This window comes from Lonepinella sp. MS14436 (genome assembly GCF_042470565.1).
In the GTDB taxonomy this organism is placed as follows: Bacteria; Pseudomonadota; Gammaproteobacteria; order Enterobacterales; family Pasteurellaceae; genus Lonepinella.
The window spans coordinates 386277-412136 of record NZ_CP170385.1 but is presented as its reverse complement, the minus strand read 5'-3'; the positions used below and the strand labels follow the sequence as shown (position 1 = coordinate 412136).

At 40.0% G+C, this 25860-nt stretch carries 21 protein-coding genes and 1 pseudogene; 11 read left to right on the top strand and 11 right to left on the bottom strand.

Annotation, left to right across the window (positions count from 1 at the left end; genetic code table 11):
• Positions 1 to 57: 57 nt before the first annotated feature.
• The 9 genes from oppF to O1Q81_RS01980 form a co-directional block, all read right to left on the bottom strand.
• Positions 58 to 1041 (bottom strand): murein tripeptide/oligopeptide ABC transporter ATP binding protein OppF, encoded by a 984-nt coding sequence (gene oppF, locus O1Q81_RS02020; protein ID WP_386695425.1) that lies wholly within the window; start codon positions 1039 to 1041, stop codon positions 58 to 60.
• Entirely contained in the window at positions 1038 to 2009 is a 972-nt protein-coding gene (locus tag O1Q81_RS02015; RefSeq protein WP_386688533.1) for an ABC transporter ATP-binding protein, read from the bottom strand. Before O1Q81_RS02015 ends, oppF begins: the two co-directional genes overlap by 4 nt.
• A gap of 3 nt (positions 2010 to 2012) precedes the next feature.
• Positions 2013 to 2873, bottom strand: coding sequence for an oligopeptide ABC transporter permease OppC (gene oppC, locus O1Q81_RS02010; RefSeq protein ID WP_386690176.1), 861 nt, complete (start codon positions 2871 to 2873; stop codon positions 2013 to 2015).
• 66 nt (positions 2874 to 2939) lie between these two features.
• A complete protein-coding gene (gene oppB, locus O1Q81_RS02005; protein ID WP_386688535.1) occupies positions 2940 to 3860 on the bottom strand; it encodes an oligopeptide ABC transporter permease OppB in 921 nt (306 codons plus the stop codon).
• A 149-nt stretch (positions 3861 to 4009) separates the two neighbouring features.
• On the bottom strand, positions 4010 to 5647 hold the full coding sequence (locus O1Q81_RS02000) for an ABC transporter substrate-binding protein (protein ID WP_386697963.1): 1638 nt from the start codon (positions 5645 to 5647) through the stop codon (positions 4010 to 4012).
• A 258-nt stretch (positions 5648 to 5905) separates the two neighbouring features.
• Positions 5906 to 7207, bottom strand: coding sequence for a sodium ion-translocating decarboxylase subunit beta (locus O1Q81_RS01995; protein ID WP_386695420.1), 1302 nt, complete (start codon positions 7205 to 7207; stop codon positions 5906 to 5908).
• A 12-nt stretch (positions 7208 to 7219) separates the two neighbouring features.
• On the bottom strand, positions 7220 to 9022 hold the full coding sequence (gene oadA, locus O1Q81_RS01990; protein ID WP_386697961.1) for a sodium-extruding oxaloacetate decarboxylase subunit alpha: 1803 nt from the start codon (positions 9020 to 9022) through the stop codon (positions 7220 to 7222).
• A 17-nt stretch (positions 9023 to 9039) separates the two neighbouring features.
• A complete protein-coding gene (locus O1Q81_RS01985; protein ID WP_386688543.1) occupies positions 9040 to 9300 on the bottom strand; it encodes an oxaloacetate decarboxylase subunit gamma in 261 nt (86 codons plus the stop codon).
• A gap of 152 nt (positions 9301 to 9452) precedes the next feature.
• Entirely contained in the window at positions 9453 to 10304 is an 852-nt protein-coding gene (locus O1Q81_RS01980) for a DUF5718 family protein (protein WP_386697959.1), read from the bottom strand.
• 70 nt (positions 10305 to 10374) lie between these two features.
• Between O1Q81_RS01980 and O1Q81_RS01975 the strand changes: the two genes are divergently transcribed.
• The 5 genes from O1Q81_RS01975 to O1Q81_RS01955 all read left to right on the top strand — a co-directional run bounded on the left by O1Q81_RS01975 (position 10375) and on the right by O1Q81_RS01955 (position 17664).
• Positions 10375 to 12297: an ABC transporter ATP-binding protein gene (locus O1Q81_RS01975; protein WP_386697957.1), complete on the top strand. Its 1923-nt coding sequence runs from the start codon at positions 10375 to 10377 to the stop codon at positions 12295 to 12297.
• 208 nt (positions 12298 to 12505) lie between these two features.
• Positions 12506 to 13612, top strand: a complete 1107-nt coding sequence (fic, locus tag O1Q81_RS01970) for a protein adenylyltransferase Fic (RefSeq protein ID WP_386697956.1) — start codon at positions 12506 to 12508, stop codon at positions 13610 to 13612.
• Between the two features lie 13 nt (positions 13613 to 13625).
• Positions 13626 to 14360, top strand: coding sequence for a hypothetical protein (locus O1Q81_RS01965; RefSeq protein WP_386697954.1), 735 nt, complete (start codon positions 13626 to 13628; stop codon positions 14358 to 14360).
• A 15-nt stretch (positions 14361 to 14375) separates the two neighbouring features.
• On the top strand, positions 14376 to 14918 hold the full coding sequence (locus O1Q81_RS01960) for a glycine zipper domain-containing protein (protein ID WP_386697952.1): 543 nt from the start codon (positions 14376 to 14378) through the stop codon (positions 14916 to 14918).
• Positions 14919 to 14958: 40 nt separating this feature from the next.
• On the top strand, positions 14959 to 17664 hold the full coding sequence (locus O1Q81_RS01955; protein WP_386697950.1) for an AAA family ATPase: 2706 nt from the start codon (positions 14959 to 14961) through the stop codon (positions 17662 to 17664).
• An 81-nt stretch (positions 17665 to 17745) separates the two neighbouring features.
• Here the strand turns inward: O1Q81_RS01955 and O1Q81_RS01950 are convergent.
• Positions 17746 to 18953: pseudogene (locus O1Q81_RS01950) on the bottom strand (IS256 family transposase).
• 204 nt (positions 18954 to 19157) lie between these two features.
• Between O1Q81_RS01950 and rraB the strand changes: the two are divergent.
• From rraB to O1Q81_RS01920, 6 genes are all read left to right on the top strand, one after another.
• Positions 19158 to 19592, top strand: a complete 435-nt coding sequence (gene rraB, locus O1Q81_RS01945) for a ribonuclease E inhibitor RraB (protein WP_386697948.1) — start codon at positions 19158 to 19160, stop codon at positions 19590 to 19592.
• Complete coding sequence (locus tag O1Q81_RS01940) at positions 19579 to 20079, top strand: SIMPL domain-containing protein (RefSeq protein ID WP_386697946.1); 501 nt, start codon at positions 19579 to 19581, stop codon at positions 20077 to 20079. Before rraB ends, O1Q81_RS01940 begins: the two co-directional genes overlap by 14 nt.
• Positions 20031 to 20270: a hypothetical protein gene (locus O1Q81_RS01935; RefSeq protein ID WP_386697944.1), complete on the top strand. Its 240-nt coding sequence runs from the start codon at positions 20031 to 20033 to the stop codon at positions 20268 to 20270. Before O1Q81_RS01940 ends, O1Q81_RS01935 begins: the two co-directional genes overlap by 49 nt.
• 58 nt (positions 20271 to 20328) lie before the next feature.
• On the top strand, positions 20329 to 20871 hold the full coding sequence (slyD, locus tag O1Q81_RS01930; protein ID WP_386688565.1) for a peptidylprolyl isomerase: 543 nt from the start codon (positions 20329 to 20331) through the stop codon (positions 20869 to 20871).
• Positions 20872 to 21024: 153 nt separating this feature from the next.
• Positions 21025 to 22359, top strand: a complete 1335-nt coding sequence (rimO, locus tag O1Q81_RS01925) for a 30S ribosomal protein S12 methylthiotransferase RimO (RefSeq protein ID WP_386697943.1) — start codon at positions 21025 to 21027, stop codon at positions 22357 to 22359.
• A gap of 9 nt (positions 22360 to 22368) precedes the next feature.
• Positions 22369 to 24297, top strand: a complete 1929-nt coding sequence (locus tag O1Q81_RS01920; protein ID WP_386697941.1) for an adhesin — start codon at positions 22369 to 22371, stop codon at positions 24295 to 24297.
• Positions 24298 to 24354: 57 nt separating this feature from the next.
• On the opposite strand, the gene ilvY is transcribed toward O1Q81_RS01920, so the two are convergent.
• Positions 24355 to 25230: an HTH-type transcriptional activator IlvY gene (ilvY, locus tag O1Q81_RS01915; RefSeq protein WP_386688576.1), complete on the bottom strand. Its 876-nt coding sequence runs from the start codon at positions 25228 to 25230 to the stop codon at positions 24355 to 24357.
• Positions 25231 to 25860 lie beyond the last annotated feature (630 nt).

The window sequence follows — 25860 nt, the reverse complement described above, 5'->3', positions numbered from 1 at the left end:
ATCACCGCACTTTCTACGAATAAAAATAGCCAAAGGTTTATATCCTTTGGCTATCTCTTATATATTCACACAAGCTACTAAATGATTACCTTTTCCGACCAATGACGGCACAGTCTTCGCACAGTTCTCTGTGACTTTCGGGCAACGGGTACGGAACACGCAGCCTGATGGCGGATTAATCGGCGATGGTAAATCCCCCTCCAATAATTGAATGGTTTTATTGCGTTCCAATCTTGGGTCAGGAATCGGCACGGCGGACATTAAGGCTTGCGTATAAGGATGTTGGGTATGATTAAACACCTGTTCATCGGTGCCTAATTCCACGGCATTGCCTAAATACATCACCAATACACGATCGGAAATATGTTTTACAATGGATAAATCATGAGCAATAAAGATCAGGCTTAATCCCATTTCTTTCTGTAATGATTTCAACAAGTTGACTACTTGTGCCTGAATCGACACATCTAACGCCGAAACGGGTTCATCACAAATAATAATTTTCGGTTCAATAATTAATGCTCGAGCAATGCCGATACGTTGACATTGACCACCTGAAAATTCGTGCGGATAACGGTTGATCACGTTTGGCAGCAAACCGACTTTAATCATCATGTCTTGCACTTTTTGCTTCACTTCCGCTTTGGATAAATGCGGTTGATAAATCTCCAATGGCTCGGCAATAATTTCACCGATATTCATCCGTGGATTAAGTGAAGCCAACGGATCTTGAAAGATCATTTGAATATCTTTACGGGTGTCTTTCCACTCTTTTTGTGATTGGTGAGCAAGGTTTTTACCTAACCATAAAATTTCCCCTGCCGATGCTTTGACTAAACCGATAATCGCACGTGCAAGGGTGGATTTGCCACAACCGGATTCGCCTACCACACCCAAGGTTTCGCCTTGATAAAGCTGGAACGACACATTGTTTACTGCTTTTAGGGTTAACGGTTTGGCAAAAAACAGCGATTTTTTATTTTTAATTTTGAAATTCACCGAAAGGTGATTCACTTCAAGAATAGGTTGTTTTTCGGTCATACTACAAACTCCTTGGCATCAATCCAACAGTTGCGTAAGCGGTTATCCGTCCATTGACTTAATTTCGGAGCGGTCAAACATTGTTCGCTGACATATTGACAACGTGGTGAAAACGGACACCCTTGCGGTAAACGCAGCAAATTCGGCGGATTGCCTGCAATGGTTTTTAACTCGTGAGATTGGCTATCCAAACGGGGAATCGCTTCCATTAAGCCCATTGAATACGGGTGAGTCGGTTGATAGAAAATCTGCTCCGCACTGCCGTATTCCATGGTTCTGCCAGCATACATCACCAACACTTTATCACAAATCCCTGCTACCACGCCGAGATCATGGGTAATCATAATAATCGCCGTATTAAACTCACGTTTTAATTCGTTGAGTAAGGTCATAATTTGGGCTTGCACCGTCACATCTAACGCCGTGGTCGGTTCATCGGCAATCAATAATTTTGGACGACATAACAACGCCATGGCGATCATCACCCGTTGTCGCATACCGCCTGAAAATTCATGCGGATACATCGCCATACGTTTTTTTGCTTCGGGCATTTTAACCGCATCTAACATACGGATTGACTCAGAAAGTGCGGTGGATTTATCCATATTTTTATGAATCATCAACACTTCCATTAACTGCTCGCCCACTTTCATGTAAGGATTGAGCGAGGTCATGGGATCTTGGAAGATCATCGCAATATCTCTAGCTCGCACTTTATTTAATTGACGTTCTGTTAAATTCAGCAATTCTTGACCGTTAAACTTGGCTGATCCCGTGGTTTTGCCATTGGAAGCCAATAGCCCCATTAAGGCAAAGGCAGTTTGTGATTTACCCGAACCCGATTCGCCCACAATACCTAAGGTTTCGCCTTGTTCAAGGGTAAAATTCAGTTCATTCACCGCCGTAACAACACCGTCAGGTGTGGAAAATTTTACCGATAAATTTTGTACATCAAGCAAATTATTCATCGTTTATCTCTCCTTTGGATCCAAGGCATCACGCAATCCATCACCGATAAAGTTAAAACAAAACAGCGTTAAACATAAAAAACAAGCAGGGAAAATCAACAGCCAAGGAGAACTTTCCATCTGTGCCGCACCGTCATTCAACAACGCTCCCCAACTGCTCATCGGCTCTTGTGTGCCTAACCCTAAAAAACTTAAAAAAGATTCGAATAAAATCAATGACGGTACTTCTAAAGAGGCATACACCACCACAATCCCCAATAAATTTGGGATAATATGACGGAAAATAATTTTTCGCCGTGACACGCCACACACCATCGCTGCTTCAATAAATTCTTTATTTTTCAAACTTAGGGTTTGACCACGCACAATACGAGCGAGGTTAAGCCAAGAAATCATACCGATTGCCACAAAAATTAATAGAATGTTTTGTCCAAAGAACGTTACCAATAAAATCACAAAGAACATAAACGGAAACGAACTGAGTACCTCTAAGGCACGCATCATCAACATATCCACGGTTTTACCGAAAAAGCCAGAAATAGCTCCGTAAACCGTACCGATCAACACCGCAATTAATGCACCTAAAATACCTACCATTAGCGAAATACGTCCACCCATAGCAATCCGCACTAACAAATCACGTCCTGAACCGTCCGTACCTAAATAATGTCCCGATTCAAAATCAGGGGCAGCACTCATCATATTCCAATCGGTGTCTTCAAAACTAAACGGCATTAACATGGGTGCAAAGGTAATAAACAGCACGATCAATACCAACATAAATAAGCTGAACATAGCGGCTTTATTGGCAATAAAACGGCGTTTGGCATCTTGCCATAGACTACGACTTTCCAATGACAGCATATTCGATTGTTCAAGGAGTTTTTGGGCTAATTCTTGATTTTGTTGCACTTTTAACATATCGCCCCCTTAACTACGCAATTTCGGATCAATAACCGCATATAAAATATCCACCACCGCATTAAAGAAAATGGTCAAGGTGCCGACTAAAATGGTTAAACTTAAAACTAAGGAATAATCACGGTTTAACGCACCATTCACAAATAACTGCCCGATACCTGGTAAGCCAAATACTTGCTCAATCACCATAGAACCTGTGATAATCCCCACAAAGGCAGGTCCTAAATAGGTTACTACAGGAATAATCGCAGGACGTAACGCATGTTTAAAAATAATCCGCCACAATGGCAGCCCTTTAGCTTTAGCAGTGCGAATAAACGGAGAATGTAGCACTTCAATCATGGAACCACGCATAATCCGTGCAATCCCTGCCACATAGCCAATGGTTAACGCAACCACAGGTAATGCCATATAATACAGCGTGCCGCCGTTCCAACCACCAGCAGGCAACCAACCTAAATAAATGGCAAAAACCAGTACCAATAACGGTGCAATCACAAAGCTCGGAATAATCACCCCCGTCATGGCAAAACTCATTACCAAATAATCCCACCGACTATTTTGATTTAATGCTGCCACAATGCCAGCCAATAACCCCAAGGTGACAGCAAACACAAAGGCGGTTAAACCCAGTTTAATCGAAACAGGAAAAGCCGATGCAATTAAGGTATTCACCGTTTGATCTTTATATTTAAACGAGGGACCGAAATCCCCGTGCGAGAGATTTTCCAAATACAGAAAATACTGTTTATATAAAGGCTCATTCAGATGATATTTTGCTTCGATATTCGCCATTACTTCAGGCGGATAGGCTTTTTCACTGGTAAACGGATTACCTGGTGCAAGTCGCATCAGGAAAAAAGATACCGTAATCAGAAGAAACAACGTTGGTATCGCTTCAAGCAGTCTTCTAATAATAAATTTAAACATAAGGACAGCCCACAAAAAATCATAAAATTAATAAAAAAATACCGCACTTTTATAGCTGGATCGGGCTTTCCCGACCCAGACTACATCATTCAGTACATTCCCATTTGGGAAAGAGAAACACCTCTGAAAGGATTTCAGGAAAATGACTGTTAATGTTTGATAATATAAAGATTTCTTAACAAAATCTTATCTTGTGGATCTTTACCTGTGTAGCCTTTTACAAAGGTTTTCACCAAACGTGGATTCACATAGTTATAAATCGGCACGATGGCGGCTTCTTCGGCTAAAATTTCTTCGGCTTTCGCATAGGCTTCTGCACGCTGATTTTCATCTAATGCCGCTCGAGATTCCATGACAGCCACATCATACTTCTCACTGCGATAAAATGCGGTGTTATTACTTGAATTAGATAAGAAATAATTCACAAAGGTAGAGGCTTGGTTATAATCGGCACTCCAACCTGCTCTCGCTGCGTCATAATTTTTGCTACGGCGAGTTGAAATATAGGTTTTCCATTCTTGGTTTTCTAATTTCACATCAACTAGCCCTTGCGTATTAGCTTTCCAAATAGAAGCGGCAGCAATGGCGACTTTTTTATGGTTTTCATTGGTGTTATAAAGAATAGTGAATTTCAATGGATTTGATTTGCTAAAGCCTGCTTCTTCTAGCAATTTAATCGCTTCGGCATTACGCTCCGCCATGGGTTTGGTAGAATAAGCTGGCTGTTGGATTTTCTCCCCCTCGCTAATATAAGGTGGAGTAAACACATAAGTCGGAGTTTGCCCTTGTGCCAATACTTTATCGGTAATAATATTGCGATCTAACGCCAAATTAAGTGCTTTACGCAAACGCACATCATTAAACGGAGCTCGACTGTTATTCAACTCATAGCTATAGGTTGACAAGGTTCTGGTCACAAATAACTCGTCTGGCAATTCTTTTTTCAATTTCGCAAATTGCTCGGTTGGCAACGCATAATTGGTCACTTGCAAATCCCCAGCACGATAACGTTGTACGTCCGTAGTTGGGTTTTCAATACTTAAAAACGTAGCTTTGTCGATCACGGTTTCTTTATCATTCCAGTAATTCGGGTTACGTGCAAACACGATTTTTTCATTAATTACGTGATCCGCTAAAACATAGGCACCATTACCCACAATATTTTCTTTTTTTACCCAGTTTTCACCAAATTTTTCCACCACTTTTTTCGGCACTGGTAACAAAGATTGGTGCGTAGTAAAGCCGACAAGATAAGGCACCGCATTGTCTAAAGACACTTCAAATGTCAAATCATCAATGGCTTTAACTCCCAAGTTATCGGGTGATTTTTTACCGTCAATAATATCTTGAGCATTAGCCACTTGCATATAGGTCAAAAAGCTCGCATAAGGCGAAGCGGTGGCTGGGGTGACTAAACGTTGCCAAGAGAAAACAAAGTCTTGTGCAGTCACAGGATCGCCGTTAGACCATTTTGCATCTTTACGCAAATGGAAAGTCCAAGTTTTGTAATCAGCAGAATGATCCCAAGATTCAGCTACCCCTGGAACGGTATTCCCGTCAGAATCCACGGTCGCTAGCCCCTCTAAGAGCTGAGATACTACTTCGGATTCTGGCACGCCCTCGGTTAAATGCGGATCAAAACTTTGCGGTTCAGCACCGTTGTTAATGGTAATTTCTTGCACAGGGGCTAATTCCACGCCGTCAGGTACTTTTACCGCATTGGCAGAAAAAGAAAATGCTAAAGCGACACCACTAGCCAATAAAGAAGGTAATAATTTGTGTTGCATATAATCGACTCCTTGTTATTTTATATTGTGTTCTGTTCTTTTATGTCAGAAAAACCAGAATTTGTAAAGAGTTCAAATTGAAATAATAGGATAAATTTGTTTTTTGATGATGATTTTAGATTATTGATAGAAAATTTTGAGAAAAAGCAGGATAAATAAGAATCTTGAAAATTTTACACCGCACTTCGGGCTTGATCTTCTCTGATCTGTTCCCCAAAGTGCGGTGTATTTTTAACACATTTTTTCTTACTTTTTTCCTTACATTGCTCCAACGTATTTTAACATTACGCCTGCGGCAATGGCTGAACCAATTACACCAGCCACATTCGGTCCCATGGCGTGCATCAGTAAGAAGTTTTGATGATCGGCTTCCAACCCTACTTTGTTAGAAACACGAGCTGCCATTGGTACGGCTGACACGCCAGCAGAACCAATCAGTGGGTTGATTTTATTTTTGCTGAATTTGTTCATCAATTTCGCCATCAACACACCGCTACCCGTTCCGATACCAAACGCAATCACGCCTAACAGTAAAATACCAAGGGTTTGTGGTTGCAAGAATTTATCTGCCACCAATTTCGCCCCAACCGATAAACCTAACACGATGGTGACAATGTTAATCAAGGCATTTTGTGTGGTATCACTTAAACGATCCACCACGCCACTGACTTTCATTAAATTACCAAAACAGAACATACCGAGTAATGGGGCAGCATCAGGTAATAATAACGCCACCAACAATAACAGGATAATCGGGAATAACACTTTTTCTGTATTACTCACATTGCGAAGTTGCGTCATACGAATTTTGCGTTCAGTTTCGGTGGTTAAGGCTTTCATAATTGGCGGTTGAATTAATGGCACTAACGCCATATAAGAATAGGCAGCCACTGCAATCGCTCCCAATAATTCAGGTGCCAGTTTACTGGTTAAGTAAATAGCGGTTGGACCGTCTGCCCCCCCAATAATCCCGATAGAGGCAGCTTGTGGCAAGGTAAAATCAATTACCCCTAACCAGTTTAAACCCAAGGCACCCAATACGGTGGTGAAAATCCCGAATTGTGCCGCCGCACCGAGTAATAAGGTTCTTGGATTGGCAATTAACGGACCAAAATCCGTCATGGCACCAACCCCCATAAAAATCACCAGCGGAGCAACACCATAGCCAATCGCTACTTTATAGAACAGGGCTAAAATACCTGCACTAAAGCCAAGATCTCCAGCGGTGACTTCAAGCTGTGCTTGCACAGAGGCTGGCAAGCTCGCAAGAGCGGTTTTAATTGCAACAGGATCTGCCACTACACCGATTTTTCCTGCAATCACAGCAAGTTGTTCAGGTGTGCCTGAATGTAACAAATTATCCAATGCCGTCATCGCCATGCCCGCTTCAGGAATATTCGATAACAAGCCACCAAAGCCAATCGGCAATAACAACAACGGTTCAAATTTTTTCACAATGGCAAGCCACAATAACAACAGGCTCACCAAAATCATCACCGCTTGCCCCCATTCAAGGTGCATAATACCTGTGCCTTTCAGTAGAGCAATAATACTTTCCATACTGCCTCCAAATTAAGCAATGGTCATGACGGTGTCGCCCACAGCCACAGAATCACCCGCTTTCACACAAATACCACGCACCGTACCAGCAAGGTTCGCCCGTACTTCGGTTTCCATTTTCATCGCTTCTAAAATAAACAACACATCACCCTCTGCGACAGTTTGCCCCTCGGTGGCGACCACTTTCCAGATATTGCCTGCCATTGGTGCGGTGACTGCGGTGCCAGTACCACTTACAGCAGGTGCTGGAGCAGTTTGAGCCACAGGGGCTGTCGCTGGAGCTGCTGTCGGTGCAATATGAGTAACATCGCCACCTTCAGACACTTTCACTACAAAGGCTTTACCCTCAAGTTCCACGGTGTAAACCGCTGAACCGCTTACTGGTTTGGCTGGGGCTTTTTCTGCTGGTTTTTGTACCGCACTTTCTAATGTCGGAGCAGGCTCAAAGGCAGCAGGATTGCCACGATTTTCTAAGAATTTCCAACCAATTTGTGGGAATAACGCCACAATTAACGCATCATCTACCGCATTTTCAGCCAGTTTAATGCCTTTTTCTTGAGCGGTTTGTTTCACTTCTGCTTCAATTTTCGCCATTTCAGGGGCAATATGATCCGCTGGACGGTCGGTAATTGGTTTGCCTCCCTCAAGCACACGAGCTTGTAATTCTGCATTCACAGGGGCTGGAGTGCGACCATATTCGCCTTTTAAAATCCCTGCGGTTTCTTTAGCGATGGTTTTATAACGTTCGCCCATTAACACATTGATAACAGATTGCGTACCCACAATTTGTGATGTCGGGGTGACTAACGGAATATAGCCTAAATCTTTACGCACACGTGGAATTTCTTCCAACACTAAATCTAATTTATCGCTGGCATTTTGTTGTTTTAATTGCCCCTCAAGGTTAGTCAGCATACCACCTGGCACTTGTGCTACCAAAATACGGCTATCAATACCACGCAACTGCCCTTCAAATTTGGCATATTTTTTCCGCACATCACGGAAATACGCGGCAATTTTTTCTAAACGTGGAATATCTAAGCCCGTATCAAATTCTGTACCTTGCAAGGTCGCCACAATGGATTCGGTAGCTGGGTGTCCATAAGTACCTGACATTGAAGAAATGGCTGTATCCACCCCATCAACACCTGCTTCAATCGCTTTTAATAATGCCATTTCTGCCATACCTGTGGTGGAGTGACAATGCAAATGTAATTGCACATCAAAGCGTTTTTTGATTTCACCGACTAATTCGGCAGCCGCCATTGGGTTTAAAATCCCTGACATATCTTTAATCACAAGGCTGTCAATGCCAATTTCAAGTAGCTGTTCTGTTACCTCTAACCACGTTTGCAAAGTATGCACTGGGCTGGTGGTATAGCTCAATGTCCCTTGTGCGTGACCACCGTGTTTTTTCACCGCTTGCAAAGCGGCTTGCATATTACGTGGGTCGTTTAAGGCATCAAATACACGGAATACGCTCATGCCATTAGCGACACAACGTTCCACAAAGCGATCCACCACATCATCGGCATAATGACGATAGCCCAATAAATTTTGTCCACGTAATAACATTTGCAACGGGGTTTTCGGGCAGGCTTTTTTCAACTCACGCAAACGCACCCAAGGATCTTCGCCTAAAAAACGAATACAGCTATCAAAGGTCGCACCGCCCCACGCTTCTAACGACCAATAACCAATATCATCTAATTCCGCCGCCATCGGCAACATATCATCTAAACGTAAACGGGTAGCAAACAAAGATTGATGGGCATCACGAAGTACTACGTCAGTGACTTTAATTTTTTTACTCATAATAAAATCCTTCTCTATTAATTTGAATGTTTAGCACGATGATGTGCAATGGCAGCGACAATCACTGGACGCAAACGATCTAAATCGTTACTGGCAGGTTGAAGTGCGGTGGAATTTGGTGCTGTTTTAGGCACAATAACGGGTGTTGGAAAATATCGGTTAATCAGTTTTGACATTAGTCCAATCGCCCAAATGAGAATGAGCAAAAAGACCAATACGAAACCCATTCCCGAAAACATCAAGTTAATGCCTTCACCGAAAAGTTCTGCTGGAGTCATACGCATATCCTTAAAATGAAATGAGATTTTGTTATCTTACTTTTTAATACTAAAAAAATCTTTGATAAAGATCACAAAATAAGCAATTTCTTGCTTCTTACTATCATACCTTTACTTTCGCACGCCTGTGCGAGATAAATTATCTGTCAAAATTAAATCACTTTCTGCACTAACGCTGAAATATCTTGTGCAAAAATGCCGTTTTCCGCCATTTCCACAATTTGCGAATGTTGATACTGCTTACCGTTATACACCGCCACTATACTAATATCGCCTATTTGCAAAAAGTTTTTTTCGCCAAATTCGGTGTAACGAGTTGCCCCAATGCTAATCACGGCTTTGGTTGGATAGTTAGCTTGTTCAAGCAGATTAGCAATATTATTCATTGGATCTTGATCGGGCTGATAATTCATCTTATCGACAATCCAATCCAATAATTTTTGGTGAAAATAACTGTAGCCCACCGCAGGGCTATCAATGCCATATTCACTTAACACATCATTGCGTTTATGGAAACATGCAATATGATAATCGTCAATATTGCTGCCTGTGGTAAAGCTATCCAAAACAATCCAATTCGTTGATAAGCCTTTAGAATTTACTCCCCAATTTTTCTTCTCACAAATTTTGCGAGCATTCGGGCGGCGAATAGAACAATCGTTATAGGCGGCAAAATGGGTCGGTAAAAGTGCGGTGACTTTTTGCGTTGTTTCTTGCATAGTTTTGTCATATTGAATGTCACAAAGCAACGCAATTTCAGGTTCAATTTGCAAATTATCAGCATTGTTTGGAAACTGTAAGCGATCATTTGAAATTGGATAGATGGATAAAAATTGTTCATCTTTACTTAGCTGCTGGCTTGGCACATAAAAAGGGAAAATCGCTTTCGGTTGCACGGCATTTTCGGTTTTAACTTTGACAAAATCCGCTGCTTCACCAGCCTGTTCCAAATGACCCGCAAAATTGCCAGCCACGCCTAAGCCGATAAAATCTGTTGTCAACATCGTTAAATCCCCTTGCTAATTAAATGAAAAACAGGAAAATAAGGAAACTTTTAAAAATATAACATAAAAAATGATTACATTCTCAAATTTATCCTTAAAACGTGGGCAAAATTTACTGCTCGAAAACGCCACTGCCACCATTAACCCGAAGCAAAAAGTAGGCTTAGTGGGCAAAAACGGGTGCGGTAAATCCTCGTTATTCGCTTTACTAAAAAAAGAAATGTCGCCCGAAAGCGGTGATGTCAGCTATCCTCCCAGCTGGGCGATATCTTGGGTCAATCAAGAAACCCCAGCGTTGGACATTTCCGCTTTAGATTATGTTATTCAAGGGGATCGCATTTATTGCCAATTACAACAAGCATTAGCACAAGCCAATCAACAAAATGACGGCAATGCCATTGCCCATATTCACGCCCAACTGGATAATATTGATGCGTGGACAATCCAATCTCGAGCTTCCGCCCTGTTACACGGTTTAGGTTTTGCTCAAGAGGAACTGCAACGCCCCGTCAAAGCCTTTTCGGGCGGTTGGCGTATGCGGTTGAATTTGGCACAAGCCTTGTTGTGTCCGTCCGATTTACTATTGTTAGACGAACCCACCAACCACTTAGATTTAGATGCGGTGATTTGGCTGGAACGCTGGCTCACTCAATATCAAGGCACGTTATTGCTGATTTCCCACGACCGTGATTTTCTCGATCCTATCGTGAATAAAATTTTGCATATTGAACAACAGAAACTCAACGAATACACGGGCGACTATTCAAGTTTTGAACTACAACGAGCGGAAAAACTCTCACAACAAACCGCACTTTTCCGTCAACAACAGGATAAAATCGCCCATTTACAAAGTTATATCGACCGTTTCAAAGCCAAAGCGACTAAAGCCAAACAGGCTCAAAGTCGGATGAAAGCCCTTGAACGCATGGAGAAAATTGCCCCAGCTCACGTGGATAATCCCTTTACCTTTGCTTTTCGTGAACCGCTGTCATTGCCTAATCCGCTAGTGATGATTGACAAAGCCTCCGCTGGCTATGGGGTTGGCGAAAGTGCGGTGGAAATTTTGCAAAAAATTAAACTCAACCTTGTCCCTGGTTCAAGAATTGGTTTACTTGGCAAAAATGGCGCAGGGAAATCTACCCTGATTAAATTATTGGCAGGTGAACTCCCAGCCCTTTCAGGCAACGTGCAACTGGCAAAAGGCGTGCAATTAGGCTATTTCGCTCAACATCAATTAGACACCTTACGAGCGGAAGAATCCGCCCTGTGGCATTTACAAAAATTAGACGATAAACTCACCGAGCAAGACTGTCGCAATTATTTAGGCAGTTTTGCCTTTCACGGCGACAAAGTCAGCGAACCCGTCAACACCTTTTCAGGCGGTGAAAAAGCCCGTCTTGTGTTAGCATTAATTGTGTGGCAACGCCCGAATTTATTGCTATTAGACGAACCTACCAACCATTTAGATTTAGACATGCGACAAGCCTTAACCGAAGCGTTAGTGGATTATCAAGGCTCACTGGTTGTGGTGTCGCACGACCGCCATTTATTGCGTAACACGGTGGAAGAATTTTATTTAGTCCACGATAAGCAAGTGGAAGAATTTAGCGGTGATTTAGACGATTACGCCAAATGGCTAAATGACATCAATGCTCAAGAACGCCGAGAATTAAATCAAACTACGGTGAAAAATACGGAAATTTCGGAAAATTCCCAACAAAACAGAAAAGATCAAAAACGCCGAGAAGCCGAACTACGTCAACAAACCGCTCCACTACGCAAAAAAATTAGCCAACTGGAAAGCCAAATGGAAAAATTGTCAGATCAGTTGGCAGAGATTGAACAGCAACTTTCCCACAACGATCTGTATTCGCCAGAAAATAAAGAAAAATTAACCGCACTTTTGGCGGAGCAGGTGAATGTGAAAAAGCAGTTGGAAACGATTGAAATGGATTGGTTGGGTGTGCAAGAGGAATTGGAAAGTTGTGGTTGAGCCCCCGTACTAACGTACGGGGTTAAGTATGGTTACGCCACGCTGTGGCTTAATTCATTCCAGATGCGGAGTATCGTTACCATGGTGAACCCTGTACGCAAGTGCAGGGTTAAACTTAAAAAGTCAAGAAATTTAAACATATTCTCTTGATATGTCTATCACATAAACATATACTAAAAATACATTTAAAAAAATGGAAAATTTAAAGATGATAAATTGGAATCCCAAACGACCTTATAATCAGCTACCTAATCTCCCCCCTGCACAAGATCTTGAAACAAAAGATATTCTTAAACAAACAATCTTGGCTCGTGCTGCTTTGGCGGAATTAAAACAAGCTGCTGAACTAATTCCTAATCAAGCCATGTTAATCAATACATTGCCTGTAATGGAAGCCTGTGCCAGTAGTGAAATTGAAAATATTGTCACTACCACGGATAAAATTTTTCAATCTATGCAATTTACAGGTGAAGCACAAGACGGTGCTACCAAAGAAGCCTTACGCTATCGAACGGCGTTATTCGCTGGAGTACAAAGTCTTGAACGCTTACCATTAAGTACTCAAACAGCAGTATTAATTTGCAGTGAAATTAAGGGGCGAACAATGGATATTCGTCAATCTGTGGGGACGGCATTGGGTAACCCAACGACCAATAAGATTATTTATACGCCACCTGAAGGCGAACAACTTATTCGAGATAAACTCGCTAATTGGGAACGTTTTATTCACCAGAATAGCGATTTAGATCCGCTCATTATTTTAGCCGTTGCACATTATCAATTTGAAGCCATTCACCCTTTTACGGACGGTAATGGGCGTACAGGTCGAGTGTTAAATAGCTTATTACTCATTGAAAAAGGACTATTGAGCCTACCGATTTTGTATCTCAGTCGCTACATTATCAAAAATAAAACCGATTATTATCGCTTATTAAATGAGGTGACTAGCCAAAATAATTGGCGAGAATGGATTATCTATCTATTAAAAGGCATTGAAGATACAGCAATTTGGACAGTGAAAAAAATCGAAGCGATCAAAAACCTTGCACAACATACTCGATCTTATATCCAACAAAACTTGCCTGCAATTTATAGCCGAGAGTTAGTCGATTTATTATTTGAACAACCTTACACTCGCATTGCCAATCTTGAAAATTCAGGTATTGCCAAGCGACAAACCGCATCAAAATATTTACAAGCCTTGTGTGAAATCCATGTACTTAATGAAATCAATGTCGGGCGTGACAAATTATTTATTCACGCCAAATTAATGAATTTGCTACAGGAAGAAAGTAATAGATATGAAATGTATTAATAGAGGAGTTTTTATGCAATCAATAGAATTTAATCTCGACCACCTTAAAAGCGATGAATATCAAACACAATTAGCCGATGAAATTGAGAAAAATCTTTTCCCAAATCACGAAGCGGCAAAAAACACGGCGAAAACCGTAGGTGAGTTTGTGCAAGATTATTTGGATCACGGTAGAAATATGCCCATTCGCACTTGGTTAATCGGACGCTTCGATCAATATCAAGATATTTGGGCAAGCGAGCAAGACAAAACCGACACGGCGGATCTGATTATTTCCGTGGTGGACGAACTCACCGCTAACCAAGTTGCCATTAATCAACATCTCAACAAAGGTAAAACCCTTGCCAATTTCTTAAATCAAAAAATTGAAACGGTCGCAGCTGCCCACGCACTGGATGCACAAGAAATCGCAGACGGTATGCGTATTGGTGTTCAGCAAGCCAATGGGCAATTTGCCGAGCTTTATATGGGTGAACAACTTGGTAAACAGGATTTTCACCCATTCAATGAACAAACCAACAGCGTACTCAATTCTGCACGCAATATCGAAAAACGCTTAGCGTTGAATGCCAACTATAATTTTGCCTTGCAAAGTGCGAAAAGTTTGGGTTCTCGTTTATGCAACGCGGTGATGGGTCAGGAAAATTTGAGCCGTAGTGAAGAATTACGCAAAATTCTACGATCATCTGTGGATAGTGCCGAAAATAAAGGTGTGCAAGTGGCAATGTCGGGCGGTTTTGTGGTTTAAGCGAAAAAAGGCCGGGTGAAAAATGTGTTTGATGTGGCAGAAAATGTAGAAAATCGCATTGGTCAAATTCGCGATAACATCACCAAACTTACGCTAAATGTTAGCGAGGGCTGGAACGACTTGCGTATTTTTGATGCAGTGGAACGTAAAGCGATTGATTATGTGGAAGCGACCAAAGAGAAAGCGAAGTTTGCGGTGGCGAAAGCAGCGACTTATTTAGAACGTACCGCCACGAATGTTGTGAAAAAAGGTACAACCGTCGCAGGGCGCGGGATCGGTACGGCAGTCGGTAGTTTATTTGGTCCAGCTGGGGCGGCAATCGGTGGCACGGTTGGAGCATTTGTGGGCGAATGGGTTGGCGAGAAAATCGGCGAAAAAGTCGTCAAGCCGTTAATTAATAAAGGCAAAGAAATTGCGAATAAGGCGATTGATTATGTGGCTGATACAGCGAAATCAGTTGTAAGTACGGGCGTTGAAGTTGTAAAAGATGTCGTTTCATCTGTTGGATTGGCTATTTCAAGTGGGGCTAGAGCAGTAGCAAGTTTCTTTGGCTTCTAATACAAATTTACTTTCCCCCAATTAAAAATAGGAAAAAACAATGAATTTCACCCAAACCATTATCCAAAAAATTAACGCAGGTTATCCTGCCTTTTATTTCTACACCAGTGAAGTGGAACGTGTAGAAAATATTCTCACCACTATCGCAAACCAGCTAAATTTTAAAGTCATTGAACTCAATCTTGCTTATGGTCGTATTGATTTCCAAAATGGCTCGGTATTAAATACCGAATTGAAATTCGACACAGCATTAAGTGAATTACTGGACGAACTCGACAATAAAATCATCTTAATCAAAAATGCCAAACTTGCCTTTGAGCATTACCCACATATTGTGGCAAAGTTACAACATTTGCTAGAAAGAATTAAACAAAATCAGCCCGATGATCAAACAGTCGTTATTTTACAATCGGCGGAACTTTACATTCCGTCTGATATTGAACCCTATATTACCCTGCTTGAATTGCCACGCCCAACGGAACAAGATATTCACGCCATATTAACGCAATATCCTATTGACGAAGAGTTAAAAGCCCAATTAACCACCGCACTTTCAGGTCTGCAAGAATTAGAAATTCAACAACTAATGACCTTTATTCAACAGCAGAATCAATGCGTTTCAAGTGAAAATATTACCGATGCACTCAAAACCATTCGGGAGCAAAAAGAGCAAATCATTGCCAAAGGTGGCGTATTAGCGATGGAAAAAACCGACAATATTTCAGTAGAGAAAATTGGTGGCTTGGAACATTTAAAAACGTGGCTAAAAAATCAAGCGAAAGTATTAAAACGTTTAGATGAAGCCAAAGAATTTGGGGTAAAAGCACCGAAAGGTACGTTAATAGCGGGTATGCCAGGCTGTGGGAAATCCTTGACTGCCAAAGCGGCTGCGGTGTTATTTGAACAACCATTATTACGGCTTGATATGGGTTCATTACTTGGACAATATGTGGGCAACAGCGAAGCCAATATGCGTAAAGCACTCACAATGGCGGAAAGTATTAGCCCTTGCGTATTGTGGGTAGATGAGCTGGAAAAAGCCTTTGCAGGCATTAACGGCTCAGATAGCACGGGCGTTAGCACAAGGCTATTTGGCTATTTTTTAACGTGGATGCAAGAAAAAACGAGCCCTGTTTTTGTGATTGCCACCGCCAACGATATTACCGCACTGCCCCCTGAATTACTCCGCAAAGGGCGTTTTGATGAAATCTTTTATGTGGGTTTTCCGAATAAAGCCGAACGCAAAAAGATTATTGAAATTCAATTAAACAATGCCAAACAAGACCCAAGCCAATTTGATTTAGACAATCTCGCCCAGAAATGCCGTGATTATTCGGGGGCAGATATTGAAAATGCGATTTTTGAAGCCACTAAAAATGCGTTTTTAGATGATAAAAAGCTCGATCAAGATACCTTAATCAAAGCCATTCGTGCCACCATTCCACTGCGTAAAACAATGCGTGATAAAGTGGGCGAATATGAGAAAAAATTTGATGAACTTTATTTATCACCTGCATCCGAAAAAGACGGCTTTAGTATTGCCGAAATGCAGAAAATGGCAAATAACCCGAATTATTTGGAACGGTTGAAAGTGGCAGAGAGTGATGAAGTTACCGAAGATTTATTAAAACAACTTGCCAGCGATAAAGAATTTAAAGTACGCAAAGCGGTGTTTAGTAATCCATTCTGTACAACGGAATTGCTAGATAAACAGTTGAGCGTGGAAGAACCGAAGAAAGAACAATTTGCGGATAATGGCAAATGGGAAAAATCGTGTGATGAGTGGAAAATTTTAAGAAAAGAAATTGTTAAACATTCGAATACTTCATTAGATCTAGCCCTTGATCTTATTAAGGATAGTTCTATGCGAGCAAGTTTATTTTCACGCAGTGTCTATTCTGAAAAAGAACAAATGATTTTACTTGAGTTTAATGATAATAAATCAATTCAATGCTTATCTAAATTAGATAATTTAACGAGAAATACACAAGAGCGATTATTAAAACTTATCAATGATAAATATTCAAATAGTAACATTGGAGAAATATTCGTCAAAAATGAGAGTTTAAATAACTCAATAAAAAATAAAATCCTAGAAATCGGTAATTTGCGTTTAAAACGAATATTGGCTGAAAATACCAAAGATTTTGAAATTCAGGAAAAAATATCAGAAGATAAAGAACTAATAGAATTTCTTTTGTTAAATAAAAATCTAAATAAAACGTTATCTAAGAAATTAGAAAAATATAGTGATAGCAGAAACGATATTAAAAATGAGAACAAAAACAAGGATAAAAATAAAAATTTGGTTCTAACAAGTCATAGCAGAGCTTATTTGTTTAAAAAATTTAAACTTTTCGTAGAGCAATCTAAAGAGAAAAAATCAGGAAATGAAACGATGAGAGATTTCCTGATTAACAATAACTTTACGCTAGAAACAGAACAGGATATTGTTGAAATCATTTTCTCATACGAATTAGATACTTTGGCACAAGGGAGAATGGAATTATTAGAAATGTTATCTGAAAATAAATTTCTAGCCAGTTCAACTATAGAGAACGCTTTATATACAGCGAAAACAAGATATTTAAATATTAATTTTCATCAAGAATTTTTTGAAGTTGAAAAACGTTTTATGGAAACAATGAAGAAAAATAATCAGAAAAATCCTGATAATCATCAGACTGAAGAAAAATCTCAAAAAAGAGCCTATCCCATATTTTGTGTAAACACCAATTTCACTTAAAGGTGATCATTTAAGCGATCACCAAATTCTAGCACAAAATGGTTGAGCCTATCCCATATTTTGTGTAAACACCAATTTCACTTAAAGGTGATCATTTAAGCGATCACCAAATTCTAGCACAAAATGGTTCAATGCTGCTCGCCAATTTCGGATTGGCATTGACCATTTTTTAGACGCATCTTTAATCGCAAGCCAGACTATTTTAATCACGGATTCGTCTGTCGGGAAGACATTTCGTTTTTTAATCACTCGTCGAATCACGCTATTTAACGATTCTATCGCATTTGTCGTGTAAATTGCCTTGCGAATATCGTCAGGATAGCTGAAAATCGTGGCTAAATTCGCCCAATGAGTCTGCCAGCTTTTGGCGATTAATGGGTATTTTGCTTGCCATTTTTGCTCAAAATTAGCCAGTGCCTGTAGGGCTACCTGTTCCGTAGGTGCTTGATAAATCAGCTTTAAATCCCCTGTCACGGCTTTGTAATCTTTCCAAGTGACATATTTCAAACTATTACGAACCATATGCACGATACAAAGCTGAATTTTCGTTTCAGGAAAAACAGTATTAATCGCTTCAGGAAAGCCTTTTAAACCATCAATGCAAGCAATCAGAATATCCTGTACGCCACGATTTTTAAGCTCGGTTAGTACGTTTAACCAAAATTTTGACCCTTCATTTTCGGCAATCCACAGCCCTAACAGCTCTTTGCGTCCGTCCAGATTCACACCAAGAGCGACAAACACGGCTTTATTGATAATGCGTCCGTCTTGGCGAACTTTCACCACGATACAATCCAAATAAACAATGGCATACACCGCATTAAGGGGTTCATTTTGCCACTCAATAATGCGTTCTTTGACTGAATCAGTCACCCGAGAAATTAGGCTAGATGAAACATCGGCATCATAAAATTCCTTAAACGAATCAACAATCTCTTGATTACTTAACCCTTTGGCATATAAGGCAATGATTTGCTCATCCATACCCGTGATGCGAGTTTGATTTTTCTTAATAATTTGGGGTTCAAAGGTGCTTTCACGATCTCGGGGAATGTTGAGTTCAATATCTCCCTCATCGGTGAGCAAGGTTTTTTGACTATAACCATTTCGGCTATTTTAGCCTTTCTTGGCTGATTTTTCTTATAACCAAGATGTTCTGTAAGCTCAGTATTGAGAGCGGCTTCCACAGTGATTTTTTTCAGCACGCGAGAAAGCTGATTGAGATCTTCTGGTGTTTTGAGGTTTTTAGCTAATTCATTCGCTAATAATTTAATTTGTTGTTCATTCATAATGAAAATACCTGTTTTTGGTTATTATCTCAGAAACAGGTATTTACACAAATTTTGGTATAGGCTCTCAAAAAATAAAGAGCTGGGGCACATCTTTGTGTCTACCATTTTTAAACAGCTAATATAAATATTTATTTCAACCCAAGAAACACCCTAATATTTCTGTTAAAATACCCCAAATTTACACCCAATAAGGAAAACATTATGACCATACCAAACATCCCTCCCCAAGTAGAATCACAAGCAAAAACCCGTGAAATTATTGCGAATTTACTCAATGACGGTAGCGATCCGAACGCACTTTATATTATTGAACACCACATTGCTCACTACGATTTTGACAAATTAGAAAAAATTGCAGTCGATGCGTTCAAAGCAGGCTATGAAGTGTCGGAGGCAGAAGAATGGGAAGATGATAACGGTAAATTATTGTTCTGTTTTGATATTATTGCCGAAGTGGAATTGAAAGCGGAAATTATTGATGCTCAACAAAAAGAAATTGTGCCGTTGGTTGCTAAACATGGCGGGATTTATGACGGTTGGGGAACCTATTTTGAAGATCCGAATGGATCAGATGATGAATATGGTGATGACGGTGAGTTCTTTGATGAGGAATTTGACGAAGATGATAAAGAATAAAATCTTATGGCTTGCCTTATTCGCTTTGCCTTTTATGGCTATAGCGAATGAATCTGTGGTATCCGATAGTAATATTGTGAATTTCAGTGTGCAGGCGGAGCAAGAAGTACCCGCTGATGTGTTGCAAGTTAAACTCTTTTTGCAAGAAGAAAATGCAAATTTACAAACTTTGCATCAAGTGATTTCCGATAAATTAAATCAATCTATCAACAAAATTAAAACTCAATCCGCCGTAGTCATTAAGCACCACAACCGAAGCACAAATTTACGTTACAACGATAAAGGGCAGAAAAATGGTTGGATAGAACGAGTGGATTTTGTTTTAGAAAGTCAGAATCAAGCGGTTTTATCACAATTAGTGGATGAACTATCGGATGTGTTGTCGATTGAAAACATTAATACAACGTTATCACCAGAAGCCAGAGAAAATTGGAAGATGTGTTATCTCAACAAGCTCTCCATAAATTTCAGCAAAAAGCAGAGCTAATTCAAACATCTTTGTCGTTTAAGCATTATCGTATTGTGTCGTTATATTTACAGGCTCAAAATGATTCGGGTTATAATCAAGATAAAATGCTATATGCGGTAAAAATGACCGCAGATCAAGCTGTGCCACTAGAAACTGGACGTACCAAAATCAGTGTGCAAGCAATAGGTGCAATTCAGTTAATTGAATAATTAGCTATTTGTTATTATTTACTATAGAATAAAGCCCTTTTTTAGATTGGAGAAAAAAATGAAAGTAGCAAAAAATGTGGTGGTAAGCATTGCTTATCAAGTACGCACCGAAGATGGTGTATTAGTGGATGAAGCACCTGCAAATCAGCCATTAGACTATTTACAAGGTCATAATAATTTAGTGATCGGTTTAGAAAATGCGTTAGAGGGCAAAGACGTTGGTGATAAATTTGAAGTACGTGTAAAACCTGAAGAAGGTTATGGCGAATACAATGAAAATATGGTGCAACGCGTACCAAAAGATGTATTCCAAGGCGTAGATGAATTAGCTGTCGGTATGCGTTTTATTGCAGATACGGATATGGGACCTTTGCCTGTAGTGATTACCGAAGTGGGTGAAACTGATGTGGTGGTTGACGGCAATCACATGTTAGCGGGTCAAGAATTGCATTTCACGGTGGAAGTGGTGGCAACCCGTGAAGCGACATTAGAAGAAATTGCCCACGGTCATATTCATTCAGAAGGCGGTTGTTGTGGTGGTCATCACCATGATTCCGATGATGAAGGTCATGGTTGTGGATGTGGTCATCACCATCATTAATTTGAGAAAAATGCCGTACTTTGCTATCAAAGTGCGGTATTTTTTTAACAAATTTTATGAACTTTACACAATATTTATACTTATGTGGTCGCCTTTCAATTAAAATTTTTGTACAATACGTCCAAATTTTTTTACACTATTTTAAGATTATCTATGTCATCAAAAACACCCAATATTGGCTTTGTTAGCCTTGGTTGTCCGAAAAATTTAGTCGATTCCGAGCGAATTCTTACCGAGTTACGTACTGACGGTTACAATATTATCCCTACTTATGAAAATGCTGATTTAGTGATTGTTAATACCTGCGGATTTATTGATAGTGCCGTGCAAGAGTCATTGGAAGCTATCGGTGAAGCGTTAGAAGCTAATGGTCGCGTGTTAGTAACGGGTTGCTTAGGGGCGAAAGAAGATAAAATTCGTGAAGTTCACCCCAAAGTGCTAGAAATTACTGGACCACATAGCTATGAAGCGGTGATGGAAAATGTGCATAAATATGTACCAAAACCTGAATATAATCCTTATGTCAGCCTTGTGCCAAGTCAAGGCGTGAAACTCACCCCGAAACATTATGCGTATTTGAAAATTTCTGAAGGTTGCGATCATAAATGTACTTTCTGTATTATTCCGTCTATGCGTGGTGATTTGGATAGCCGCCCAATTACGCAAATATTAGATGAAGCAAAACGCTTAGTCGATTCAGGGGTAAAAGAATTGTTGGTAGTGTCACAGGATACTTCGGCTTATTCTCTCGATCAAAGCAAAGAGAACCAAAATAAAACCGTATTCTGGAATGGCATGCCGATTAAAAATAATCTGATCACGCTTTGCCAGATGTTAGCCAGTTTGAAAGTGTGGGTGCGTTTGCATTATGTGTATCCTTATCCGCACGTAGATGAATTAATTCCCTTAATGGCAGCAGGTAAAATTTTGCCCTATTTGGATATTCCATTACAACATGCCAGCCCAAAAATTCTTAAATTAATGAAACGCCCTGGTTCGGTGGAGCGTATTTTAGAACGTATCAAGAAATGGCGTGAAGTCTGCCCTGAATTGATATTACGTTCTACTTTTATTGTGGGTTTCCCAGGGGAAACCGAAGAAGATTTTCAGCTCTTGTTGGATTTTCTAACCGAAGCTCAACTTGATCGAGTCGGTTGCTTTAAATTTAGCCCTGTAGATGGGGCAACCGCAACAGATATGCCAAATCAAGTACCAGAAGAAATAAAAGAACAACGATTCCAACGTTTTATGGAATTACAGCAACAAATTTCAGCCCAACGATTACAGCAAAAAATAGGGAAAACATTAGCGGTCATTGTTGATGAAATAGATGAAGATGGGATTATCGGTCGCTCAATGGCTGATGCACCTGAAATTGACGGGGTGGTTTATGTGGATAATGTCAGCCAAAGTGCGGTGCAAATTGGTGATATTATTTCAGTAACGATTAGTCACGCAGATGAATATGATTTATGGGGAACTTGTTAAGGAGATCTTATGACAGACAATAAAACAGAAATTCAACCGAATGTAGAACAGTTTGAACAGGCAGTTAATGCCAAAAATTATGAACTTGCTTGTAATACCTTATTGGCAATTTTAAATAAATTAGATAGTAATTTCGGTGGTATTCAAGACATTGAATTTAGTTTACCAAAACAGTTAGCAGTAAATGAATTAGCACAAGATCGCATTGTCTATTTTTGTACTCGAATGGCAAATGCCATAACCCAATTATTTACTGATAAAGCCTTACTGATTTCTGATTCAGGTGCATTAAAGTTTTTTTGTTATCAACGTTGGATTAATCTAATTTTTGCCTCATCGCCCTATATCAATGCAGATCATATTTTGCAAAGCTATAACCTAAATCCTGATAAATCTTCTTCCAATATACAATTAGAAGCCAAAAAAGCCAGTTGGATTAAATTCTGTATAATGTATTTACCAGAATCAAATTTAACGGTTAACCTAGATGCTTTATGGCAACTTGATCGTGATTTATGTGCATCACTTTGCTTTGCCTTACAATCTCCACGTTTTATCGGAACACCCGCAGCATTTAGCAAACGTGGCACCATATTACAATGGTTCCCTGAACATTTAGCTCAATTACCCAATTTGAACAATTTACCGAGTAGCATTTCACACGATGTTTATATGCACTGTAGTTATGACATTGCGGCTAACAAGCATTGGGTTAAAAATGCCTTAAATAAAGTGATACGTAAGCATTTATTAGAAGGCGGTTGGCAGGATCGTGATGTCAGTAACATTGGTTATCGAGAGGGAAAACCTGTAATGGTTGTGTTACTTGAACATTTCCATTCCGCTCACTCTATTTACCGCACACACTCTACCTCAATGCGTGCCGCTCGTGAATTATTTTACCTTATTGGGGTTGGAAATGAGGCAGTGGATCAGCTAGGGCGAGATGTCTTTGATGAATTCCATATCGTACAAGGCAACAATATTTTTGAGAAACTCAATTTTCTCAAACAAGTCTGTCAAGATAATGGTGCTGCGGTGTTATATATGCCAAGTATTGGTATGGATTTATTACCTATTTTTGTCAGCAGTACTCGTCTTGCACCAATTCAAGCTATCGCTCTGGGACACCCAGCGACCACTCACTCGCCTTTTATTGAATATGTTGTAGTGGAAGATGACTATGTAGGTTCAGAACAATGCTTTAGCGAAAAATTGTTACGTTTACCAAAAGATGCCTTACCTTATGTCCCCTCTGCTTTAGCACCTGAAAGAGTTGAATATAAATTACGTGAAAATCCAGAAGTGGTGAATATTGGTATCGCTTCAACGACAATGAAATTAAATCCATATTTCCTTGAAGCATTAAAAGCCATTCGTGATCGAGCTAAAGTTAAACTACATTTTCACTTTGCACTAGGACAGTCAAGTGGCATTACTCATCCTTACGTAGCACGTTTTATTAAAAGCTATTTGGGCGATTCTGCAACTGCCTACGAACACACACCATATCATCAATATCTCAGCATTTTGCATAATTGCGATATGATGGTGAACCCATTCCCATTTGGCAATACGAACGGTATTATCGACATGGTCACTTTAGGTCTAGTCGGTATTTGTAAAACAGGTCCTGAAGTACATGAACATATTGATGAGGGCTTATTTAAACGTTTAGGCTTACCTGAATGGTTAATTGCCAATACAGTTGATGAATATATTGAACGTGCTATTCGTCTGGCTGAAAATCATCAAGAACGTTTAGAATTACGCCGTCATATTATTGAAAATAATGGCTTACAAAAATTATTTACGGGTGATCCTAGCCCAATGGGTAAAGAATTTTTAACTCGCTTAAAAGACTGGGCAAAAGCCAATAAAGTAAAATTGACATTGTCTAAAACCAAAAAAGCTACCGCTAAAAAAGCAAAACAATAGGTTGATAAATGAAAAAGTGCGGTGAAAAATATTATATTTTTCACCGCACTTTTTTCTTTATAAAATAGACCAAAAGGCTTTCACTAAAGGTGATGCCAACGATCTTTTTTGTACACAAATGCCTAATTCAAAGGGTTCTATCGGAATATCTAAATTTAATGATGACACCTGTGTATTCATAGGGCTATTTTTAATCACCACATCAGGTAGTAATGCCAATCCACAACCTAATGCCACCATTGACATGATCCCTTCATGACCACTTACTGTCGCATAAATTTTGGGATGTTTAATTTTCTTTTGCTGTAACCACTGATCGATACGCTGACGAGCAGGTCCTTCCACGGGAAGAATAAAAGGAATCTGTTGCCAATCAACAGGATCTTGTTGCAATAATTGGGTAGCTGAACAAGCCACTCTAGGGGCAATTAAAGAAAGCGAAATATTGTCAATATGTTGGAATTCTATAGAATGAGGCAAATTTAACGGACGACCAGCCAAAGCCAAATCTGCCTGTTGCTCCACCACCATTTTCACTGCAAGTGCAGGATCGCCTGTGGTTAATTGAATTTCCACTTTAGGATAACGAGAACGGAATTTTTCCAGCACTGGTGGTAAATGAGAATAAGCCGCCGTAACAGAACAGAACAATTTCAACTCACCATATAACTCTTGCGAATCTGATTGTAATTGCTGACGGAATTGTTGCCAATTATTCCAATGCTGTTGAGCAAATACAAGAAATTTGGTACCCGTTTCGGTGAGAATAACTTGACGATTATCGCGTAAAAATAAGGGTTGTCCAATTTCTTCTTCCATGCGTTGAATTTGACGTGAAAGTGTCGAGGGGGACATGTGATTTTGGGTAGCAGTTTTGCTGAAGTTTTGCGTTTGGGTGAGGTGGAGGAAGATTTTTAGGTCGGTGAAGTTCATAGTTTTTCTCTTAAATTATGATTTTATTACAATCGGATTTCACCGATGGCGACTTACTTTTTCTTTGCTCGTGCAAAGCAAAAGTAAGCAAAAAGAAAGCACGCCCCAACTTTGCCTTATTTCCTGAAAATACTTTAATTTGCTTAACGGAAAATGGCTGAACTCGCTTCGCTCAGACAGACGCCATTTTCCTACAAATTAAAGTATTTTCAGGCGGCAAACATGGGGACCCCATTGGTGAAGTAATAAAATGCTGTGCAAGCTACGGAGTAGCGTTACCATATTTAACCTAGTACGCCAGTGCTAGGAATTCTCAAATTTTTCACCGCACTTTTATTTACGCTCGGTCAAAACTTGGAGCCCCGTCTGAACCGCCTTTGCGACTTGGCATTTTTAGCTAAATTTTGCATGTCTGAGCGAAGCGAGTTCAAAATTTAGCTAAAAATGCCAAACGAGCAAAGAAAAGCGGTGAAGTCGGGGTGTGCTTTTCTTTGCCTGCTTTCTTTTACACAAGTAAAAGAAAGTACGGTCGCCCATGGGGCGAAAACCATTGCAAAAACCGCAATACCAAATACCAATAATATCAATTTACGCAACATAAAAAAAGCCTATAATAACCATATCCAAACA

What these genes read in the sequence shown, in the direction of transcription:
- oppF (WP_386695425.1), bottom strand. Translation starts at nt 1,041, where the DNA reads ATGACCGAAAAACAACCTATTCTTGAAGTGAATCACCTTTCGGTGAAT.
- O1Q81_RS02015 (WP_386688533.1), bottom strand. Translation starts at nt 2,009, where the DNA reads ATGAATAATTTGCTTGATGTACAAAATTTATCGGTAAAATTTTCCACA.
- oppC (WP_386690176.1), bottom strand. Translation starts at nt 2,873, where the DNA reads ATGCTGTCATTGGAAAGTCGTAGTCTATGGCAAGATGCCAAACGCCGT.
- oppB (WP_386688535.1), bottom strand. Translation starts at nt 3,860, where the DNA reads ATGTTTAAATTTATTATTAGAAGACTGCTTGAAGCGATACCAACGTTG.
- O1Q81_RS02000 (WP_386697963.1), bottom strand. Translation starts at nt 5,647, where the DNA reads ATGCAACACAAATTATTACCTTCTTTATTGGCTAGTGGTGTCGCTTTA.
- O1Q81_RS01995 (WP_386695420.1), bottom strand. Translation starts at nt 7,207, where the DNA reads ATGGAAAGTATTATTGCTCTACTGAAAGGCACAGGTATTATGCACCTT.
- oadA (WP_386697961.1), bottom strand. Translation starts at nt 9,022, where the DNA reads ATGAGTAAAAAAATTAAAGTCACTGACGTAGTACTTCGTGATGCCCAT.
- O1Q81_RS01985 (WP_386688543.1), bottom strand. Translation starts at nt 9,300, where the DNA reads ATGACTCCAGCAGAACTTTTCGGTGAAGGCATTAACTTGATGTTTTCG.
- O1Q81_RS01980 (WP_386697959.1), bottom strand. Translation starts at nt 10,304, where the DNA reads ATGTTGACAACAGATTTTATCGGCTTAGGCGTGGCTGGCAATTTTGCG.
- O1Q81_RS01975 (WP_386697957.1), top strand. Translation starts at nt 10,375, where the DNA reads ATGATTACATTCTCAAATTTATCCTTAAAACGTGGGCAAAATTTACTG.
- fic (WP_386697956.1), top strand. Translation starts at nt 12,506, where the DNA reads ATGATAAATTGGAATCCCAAACGACCTTATAATCAGCTACCTAATCTC.
- O1Q81_RS01965 (WP_386697954.1), top strand. Translation starts at nt 13,626, where the DNA reads ATGCAATCAATAGAATTTAATCTCGACCACCTTAAAAGCGATGAATAT.
- O1Q81_RS01955 (WP_386697950.1), top strand. Translation starts at nt 14,959, where the DNA reads ATGAATTTCACCCAAACCATTATCCAAAAAATTAACGCAGGTTATCCT.
- rraB (WP_386697948.1), top strand. Translation starts at nt 19,158, where the DNA reads ATGACCATACCAAACATCCCTCCCCAAGTAGAATCACAAGCAAAAACC.
- O1Q81_RS01940 (WP_386697946.1), top strand. Translation starts at nt 19,579, where the DNA reads ATGATAAAGAATAAAATCTTATGGCTTGCCTTATTCGCTTTGCCTTTT.
- slyD (WP_386688565.1), top strand. Translation starts at nt 20,329, where the DNA reads ATGAAAGTAGCAAAAAATGTGGTGGTAAGCATTGCTTATCAAGTACGC.
- rimO (WP_386697943.1), top strand. Translation starts at nt 21,025, where the DNA reads ATGTCATCAAAAACACCCAATATTGGCTTTGTTAGCCTTGGTTGTCCG.
- O1Q81_RS01920 (WP_386697941.1), top strand. Translation starts at nt 22,369, where the DNA reads ATGACAGACAATAAAACAGAAATTCAACCGAATGTAGAACAGTTTGAA.
- ilvY (WP_386688576.1), bottom strand. Translation starts at nt 25,230, where the DNA reads ATGAACTTCACCGACCTAAAAATCTTCCTCCACCTCACCCAAACGCAA.